Source organism: bacterium, assembly GCA_030685015.1.
Lineage (GTDB): Bacteria > CAIWAD01 > CAIWAD01 > CAIWAD01 > CAIWAD01 > CAIWAD01.
Genome location: JAUXWS010000092.1, coordinates 1 through 6,385 on the forward strand (window position 1 = coordinate 1; position 6,385 = coordinate 6,385).

Below are 6,385 nucleotides of genomic sequence, written 5' to 3' on the forward strand. Positions count from 1 at the left end.
CGTGCCTGGGCGCTCGCTCTCCCTCGTCGCCGTCGGCGTTTCCACACTCCGCCCCCCTGTCGGGGCTTCACCCCTATCGGGGAACGGGAGCTCCAGTTGACTGGACAACTGTGGCATGACGCTTCCGAGATCTGGGCCGTCACGCCCTTCCATTCGTTCCGCCCTTCCCCGCTCCAACTGCGGGTACTACGGCCTCGGCTGCCGTCCCGCTCCGCCCGTCGCCCGGCGTGGCCCTTTCAGGCCCAAGGCGGGATCTCCCCAGGTAAGAACGCCGTCCTTCACCGCACGATGGCCGGATTTACGCCGCCTGGACCTTGACCATCGGAGCTTCGCGATCCATGGCCCGCTCGCCCCGTCCGGCGTCGCCTCGTATCCGGTTCTTGTTCATCCACCCGCGGTTTACGCTCCACGCTTCCTTCCCACGGTCGGTTGCCCTTCCGCAGTTGCGCTTCACTTCGCTCACGATGGCCTGCTTACGGGAGGACTTGCACCTCCAGGACGGCGCCCATGCTGGGCGCACCCATCCATGAAAAGGCCCCGCCGGGGCGGGGCCTCCTGCATCAGATGCCCTTCGCTCAGACGCTGGCCTTGAAGGCCTGGCCCGGGCGGAACTTGACGGTCCGCGAGGGCTTGATGTCCATCTTCTGACCGGTCTTGGGATTGAATCCCTTCCGCGCCTTGCGCTTCACCACGGCGAAGGATCCGAACCCGACCAAGCGGACGTCACGCTTGGCATTCTTTTTGATGCCATCCAGCACCGCTTCCACAGCGGTCTTGGCCTGGGTCTTGGGAAGATTGGTCTGCTTGGCAACAAACTCGATCAGGTCGCCCTTGTTGAACGGAGGCTTGCTCTCCTTCGCACCGGGCTTCGCTTCCTTCATCGTCTTGGCCATCGGATCCTCCATGAACAGGTAGTGTGACAAACAGCCGGAAGGCTGTTGGACAGCCGTGTGGCTGGCGCAAGGTAGAAAGGGTGCTCTCAGGCAGTCAAGGAAAAAATGAGAAATCTTTCAGCGCCACCGCTGCTGAGGCCGCCCGGAGAGCGGTTCGGCGTCCTCCGCGGGCGCGGCCTTCCACCCCGGCCGGCGATCAGTCGCGCCGGTCATCCCCGCAGCGGCGGTCGCCGTCACCCTGCCTGCGGTCGCTGCCAGAGCGGATTCGTTGCAGAGCGTCGCGGTCCACCAGGTCCCACACGCCATCCTTCAGGACCCCCACCTTGCCCACAAAATTGCCATTGCCGTAGACCTGCTCGCCCGCCCGCAGATGAAAACGTCGGTCCATGGATTCGCAATCCCGGGTGACGGTGTAGTTGTACATGGCAGCTCCTGCTAGTTGCTGTGTGGAAGTCGGGTCATGGCCTTCCAGGAATGGGTCGGCGCTGGTGGTGGCTGTTGCTGGCAAGGGGCCATCATATGGACGTGCCGGGCCTTTTCTGGGACACGCGCCCATCCGCTCATCAGGGACTCACGGAATCGACCGTAAAGCTAGTCATGGACGGGCACCCCATCAAGTGGAACCTGTCGCCCCGGCAACTCGCCTCTCCTCCGCCTTGACCTCCTCCCACAGGCTGTCCAACTGGGCCAGGTCCGCCCGCCCCAATTCGCCGCCCGCCCGGCGCAGGCGGTCCTCCACTTGGCGGAAGCGTCGGACAAACTTCTCATTGGTGCGGCGCAGCGCGTCTTCCGGCTGGACTTTCAGGTAGCGGGCCACATTGACGACGGAGAAGAGGAAGTCCCCGAACTCCTCTTCCATCCGCCGACCGTCCCCCGTCGCCAGGGCCTGGCGGAACTCGGCGATCTCCTCCTCCAGCTTGGCCGCCGCGCCGGCCACATCCGCCCACTCAAAGCCGACGCCGGCCACCTTCTCCTGGATGCGCTGTGCCTTGAGCAGCGCAGGCAGGGAGGCGGGCAGACCGGCCAGAATCGACTCCGGGACTCCCGCGCCGCCCTTCTCCCGGCGCTCCTCGGTCTTGACCCGCTCCCACAGACGCTCCACCTCGGTGGCACTGGCCGCCTGCTCCCCGCCGAAGACATGGGGATGGCGCCGCAGCAGCTTGGCGCTGATCTGCGCCAGCGAATCCGACAGGCGGAAGGCCCCGCTCTCCTCGCCCAGTTCCCCCTGGAAGGCCACATGGAGGGCCAGATCGCCCAGTTCCTCCCGCAGGTCGGCCATGGAACCGCGGTCGATCGCCTCCAGCACCTCGTGGCATTCCTCGAGGAGGTAGGGCCGCAGGCTCTCGTGGGTCTGCTCCCGGTCCCAGGGACAGCCCTCCGGCCCGCGCAGGATCTTGAGGATCTTGAGCAGGCGGGCGAGGGCCCGTCCGTCACGCTCGGCGTCCTCCACCTGCCGGGCGTCCAGCCGGGCGTCAAGCCGGTCCTCGGTCATGCCTCCTCCCTTCCCGCCAGGTGGAACAGCACAACGGCGGCCGCCACCGAGGCGTTGAGGCTGGCCACCCGGCCGCGCATGGGGATGCGCAGTTCCAGGTCGAGGTGCTCCCGCACCCGCTGGGAGAGGCCGCGCCCCTCGCCCCCCAGGACCAGGGCGAGCGGACCTTCGGGCGCCGGCTCGAAGAGCCCGCGCGTCGCCCGCTCGGACAGCCCGACCAGGCAATAGCCCCGGCCGCGCAGCCAATCCAGATCCGCCGCCAGATCCTCCGCCACCAGGACGGGCAGCCAGGCGAGGGCGCCGGCGCTGGCGCGGAAGGCGGCGTCGCCCAGTGGGGCCTGGGCCCAGCGCCCCGTCACGATGGCCAGCACGCCGGCCGCCTCGGCCGATCGGGCCGCCGCCCCCAGGTTGTGTGGATCCTGCAGGCCGTCCAGCACCAGCAAGAGCGGGCGGGCGCCCGGCCTTCCCTCCAGTTCCGGCAGCTCGCGGCGCAGCGCCCGCTCGGCCGGCGGCGCCAGTTCAAGAGCCGCCCCGCGATGCTCCGTGTGCCGCATGACGCGATCGAGCACGGCGTTGTCCACCTCCTCCACCAGGCAGCCCTGGCGGCGGGCCTCCTGACGCAGGTCGGCCAACAGACCGCCCGTCACCGGGCCGCGCAGGAGCAGGCGGCGGGCCGCCAAACCGGCGCGCAGAGCCTCGAGCACGGGGCGGCGGCCACTGATCCACAGACTCTCGACCGCCCCATCGGCCGGACGGACTTTGGCCGCATAGGGACGGGGGCGGGGGCCGGGACCGCGCCGGGGCGGTTGCATGGGCATGGGGGACTCTCCTTCAGATTGGCCTTGCCCGGCCAAGATAGCAGCCCGCAGCGGCCCCCGGCCGCGCCTGGCGGGTTTCCTACCTTGGAGGGCGACTGGAATCGTCCAGTCCGCCACGATCGACCAAGGGAGCCACCATGACTCACCGACTGAATCCGCTGGGCGCCCGGGCCACCTTCGAGACGGGCTCCGGCCCTGCCCACCTCTATCGCCTGGACCACCTGGAACGCCTGGGCATGGGCCAGGTGGGCCGCCTGCCCTTCTCCATCAAGGTCCTGCTCGAGTCCGTCCTGCGCCACTGCGACGGGATGGTCGTGCGCGAGGAGGACCTGGCCCGCATCGCCGGCTGGAACCCGGCGGCACCCACCGACGAGGAGATCCCCTACCGTCCCGCCCGCGTCGTCCTCCAGGATTTCACCGGCGTGCCGGCCGTGGTGGACCTGGCCGCCCTGCGCAGCGCCATGGCGCGCCTGGGCGGGGATCCGCGCCGCATCAACCCGGTGGTGCCGGTGGATCTCGTCATCGACCACAGCATCCAGGTGGACGCCTACGGCCGTCCCGACGCCCTGCGCACCAACACCCGGCTCGAGTTCGAGCGCAACCGCGAGCGCTACGAGTTCCTGCGCTGGGGCCAGCAGGCCTTCGACAATTTCGGCGTGGTGCCGCCGGCGGTGGGCATCATCCACCAGGTCAACCTGGAGCACCTGGCCCGCGGCGTGATGCGGCGGCGCGACGGGGAGGGCGAGGTCGTCTTCCCGGACAGCTGCGTGGGCACCGACAGCCACACTACCATGATCAACGGCCTGGGCATCGCCGGTTGGGGCGTGGGCGGCATCGAGGCCGAGGCTGTCATGCTGGGGCAGCCCATCTACATGCTCATCCCCGAGGTGATGGGCTTCCGCCTGGTCGGCCGGCCGCGGGAGGGCGTCACCGCCACCGACCTCACCCTCACCTGTGTCGAGATGCTGCGCAGGAAAGGCGTGGTGGGCAAGTTCGTCGAGTACTGCGGACCCGGCCTCTCGGCCATGAGCCTGGCCGACCGCGCCACCCTGGCCAACATGGCGCCCGAGTACGGCGCCACCATGGGCTTCTGCCCCATGGACGCCGAGGCGATGCACTACCTGCGGCAGACCGGCCGCGACCCGCGCCTGGTGGAGCTGGTCGAGCGCTACATGAAGGAGCAGGGCCTCTTCCGCACCGACGAGACGCCGGACCCCGTCTTCACCGACACCCTCGAGCTGGACCTCTCCACTGTGGAACCCTGCCTGGCCGGTCCCAAGCGGCCCCAGGACCGCGTCGCCCTCCACGCCGTCAAGGCGGACTTCCGCGCCTGCCTGGACGCCCCCGCCGGCGCCAAGGGCTTCGGCCTGGCCCCGGAACAGCGGAAGGCGAGCCTGCCGGTGGAACTGCCCGAGGGCGCCGTCCAGTTGGCCCACGGCGACGTGCTGCTGGCGGCCATCACCTCCTGCACCAACACCTCCAACCCCAGCGTGCTGCTGGCCGCCGGCCTGCTGGCGAGGAAGGCCGTCGCACGCGGCCTCACGGTGGCCTCCACCGTCAAGACGAGCCTGGCCCCCGGCAGCCGCGTGGTGACGCGCTACCTGGAGGAGGCGGGCCTGATGACGGATCTGGAGGCGCTGGGCTTCCACAACGTGGGCTACGGCTGCACCACCTGCATCGGCAACTCCGGCCCCCTGCGCGACGAGCTGGAGAGCGCCCTGGCCGGCAGCGAGCTGGTGGCGGCGGGCGTGCTCTCGGGCAACCGCAATTTCGAGGGGCGCGTCCACCCGCGCCTCAAGGCCAACTACCTGGCCAGCCCGCCCCTGGTCGTGGCCTACGCCCTGGCCGGCAGCGTGGACATCGACCTGACGACGGAGCCGCTGGGCCGCGACCGGGATGGCCGGCCCGTCTTCCTGAAGGAGATCTGGCCCACCGACGCGGAGATCCGCGCCCTGCTGGAGTCGGCCACGCGGCCCGAGGTCTTCCGCGAATTCTACGATGGGGTGGGATCCTCCAACGAGGAGTGGAACGCCATCCCCGTCGCGGCGGGCGACCTCTTCAACTGGGACGCGGCGTCCACCTACATCCAGGAGCCACCCTTCTTCCAGGATCTGGCCGAGCGGCCGGGACCCATCCAGTCCATCCGCGGGGCGCGGGTGTTGGCCCGCCTGGGGGACAGCGTCACCACCGACCACATCAGCCCGGCCGGACGCATTCCCGAGAACATGCCGGGTGGCCGCTACCTCCGGGAGCGGGGCGTGGCCGTGGCCGACTTCAACAGCTACGGCAGCCGCCGCGGCAACGACCGTGTCATGACGCGGGGCACCTTCGGCAACATCCGCCTGCGCAACCAACTGGCGCCGGGCACCGAGGGCGGCTGGACCACCTTCCTGCCCACCGGCGAGGTGATGCCCATCCACGACGCCAGCGTGCTGTACCAGCAGGCGGGCACGCCCCTGGCCGTGCTGGCCGGCAAGGAGTACGGCACGGGCAGCAGCCGGGACTGGGCGGCCAAAGGCACGGCCCTGCTCGGCGTGCGGCTGGTGATCGCCGAGAGTTTCGAGCGCATCCACCGCGCCAATCTGGTGGGCATGGGGATCCTGCCCCTCCAGTTCCTGCCGGGCCAGTCACCCGCCAGCCTGGGCCTGGACGGCAGCGAGTCCTTCACCGTGGAGATCGACGACTGCCTGCAGGCCCGCCAGGAGGTGACGGTGCGCTGGGAGCGCGGCGCGCAGCAGGGCTCCTTCCCCACGCGCTGCCGCATCGACACGCCCGTGGAGGTGGACTATTATCGCCACGGCGGCATCCTGCAGGCTGTCCTGCGGCAGTTCCTCTCGAGCTGAAATCAGGCGGGAGGCGGGGCGGACGGCCCGTGGCGCGGCCTGGCGAGCAGCGCCGCGGCCACGATGAGGGGGAGGGCCGCCCACTCGTGGGCACGGATGGCCGGCCCCGGCAACAGGGCGGCCAGCAGCACGCCGTAGACCGGCTCCAGCCCGGCGGCGATGCCGGCCAGGAAAGGCGTGACGCGGTCCAGGGCGCCGATGAAGAGGGTGTGGGCCAGCGCCGTGCAGGCCAGGCCCAGGACCAACAGCAGACCCCAGTCCCGTGCTCCGGCCTGCGCTAGCGTGGCCGCGCTGAAGGGCAGCAGCCAGAGGGCGGCCCCCGCCATCTGGGCCGCCGCC

The 6,385-nt window shown here is 70.2% G+C and carries 6 protein-coding genes; 1 reads left to right on the forward strand and 5 read right to left on the reverse strand.

Going from position 1 to position 6,385, the window contains the following annotated elements; genetic code table 11:
• Window positions 1–575 precede the first annotated feature (575 nt).
• The 4 genes from Q8O14_13405 to Q8O14_13420 form a co-directional block, all read right to left on the reverse strand.
• Window positions 576–893, reverse strand: coding sequence for an HU family DNA-binding protein (locus Q8O14_13405; GenBank protein MDP2361723.1), 318 nt, complete (start codon window positions 891–893; stop codon window positions 576–578).
• Between the two features lie 196 nt (window positions 894–1,089).
• On the reverse strand, window positions 1,090–1,317 hold the full coding sequence (locus tag Q8O14_13410) for a hypothetical protein (protein ID MDP2361724.1): 228 nt from the start codon (window positions 1,315–1,317) through the stop codon (window positions 1,090–1,092).
• A gap of 189 nt (window positions 1,318–1,506) precedes the next feature.
• Window positions 1,507–2,385: a nucleoside triphosphate pyrophosphohydrolase gene (gene mazG / locus Q8O14_13415; protein MDP2361725.1), complete on the reverse strand. Its 879-nt coding sequence runs from the start codon at window positions 2,383–2,385 to the stop codon at window positions 1,507–1,509.
• On the reverse strand, window positions 2,382–3,203 hold the full coding sequence (locus Q8O14_13420) for an RNA methyltransferase (protein ID MDP2361726.1): 822 nt from the start codon (window positions 3,201–3,203) through the stop codon (window positions 2,382–2,384). The genes mazG and Q8O14_13420 overlap by 4 nt, the downstream gene beginning before the upstream one ends.
• Window positions 3,204–3,340: 137 nt before the next feature.
• Here Q8O14_13420 and acnA point away from each other — a divergent pair, with 137 nt between their 5' ends.
• Window positions 3,341–6,046, forward strand: a complete 2,706-nt coding sequence (gene acnA / locus Q8O14_13425; protein ID MDP2361727.1) for an aconitate hydratase AcnA — start codon at window positions 3,341–3,343, stop codon at window positions 6,044–6,046.
• Between the two features lie 2 nt (window positions 6,047–6,048).
• Here acnA and Q8O14_13430 read toward each other — a convergent pair.
• Window positions 6,049–6,385: EamA family transporter (locus tag Q8O14_13430; GenBank protein ID MDP2361728.1), on the reverse strand; the 337-nt coding region annotated here is incomplete at its 5' end.

Excerpts from the sequence above, each read along its gene's own strand:
- Q8O14_13405 (MDP2361723.1), bottom strand. The coding sequence starts at position 893 with ATGGCCAAGACGATGAAGGAAGCGAAGCCCGGTGCGAAGGAGAGCAAG.
- Q8O14_13410 (MDP2361724.1), bottom strand. The coding sequence starts at position 1,317 with ATGTACAACTACACCGTCACCCGGGATTGCGAATCCATGGACCGACGT.
- mazG (MDP2361725.1), bottom strand. The coding sequence starts at position 2,385 with ATGACCGAGGACCGGCTTGACGCCCGGCTGGACGCCCGGCAGGTGGAG.
- Q8O14_13420 (MDP2361726.1), bottom strand. The coding sequence starts at position 3,203 with ATGCCCATGCAACCGCCCCGGCGCGGTCCCGGCCCCCGCCCCCGTCCC.
- acnA (MDP2361727.1), top strand. The coding sequence starts at position 3,341 with ATGACTCACCGACTGAATCCGCTGGGCGCCCGGGCCACCTTCGAGACG.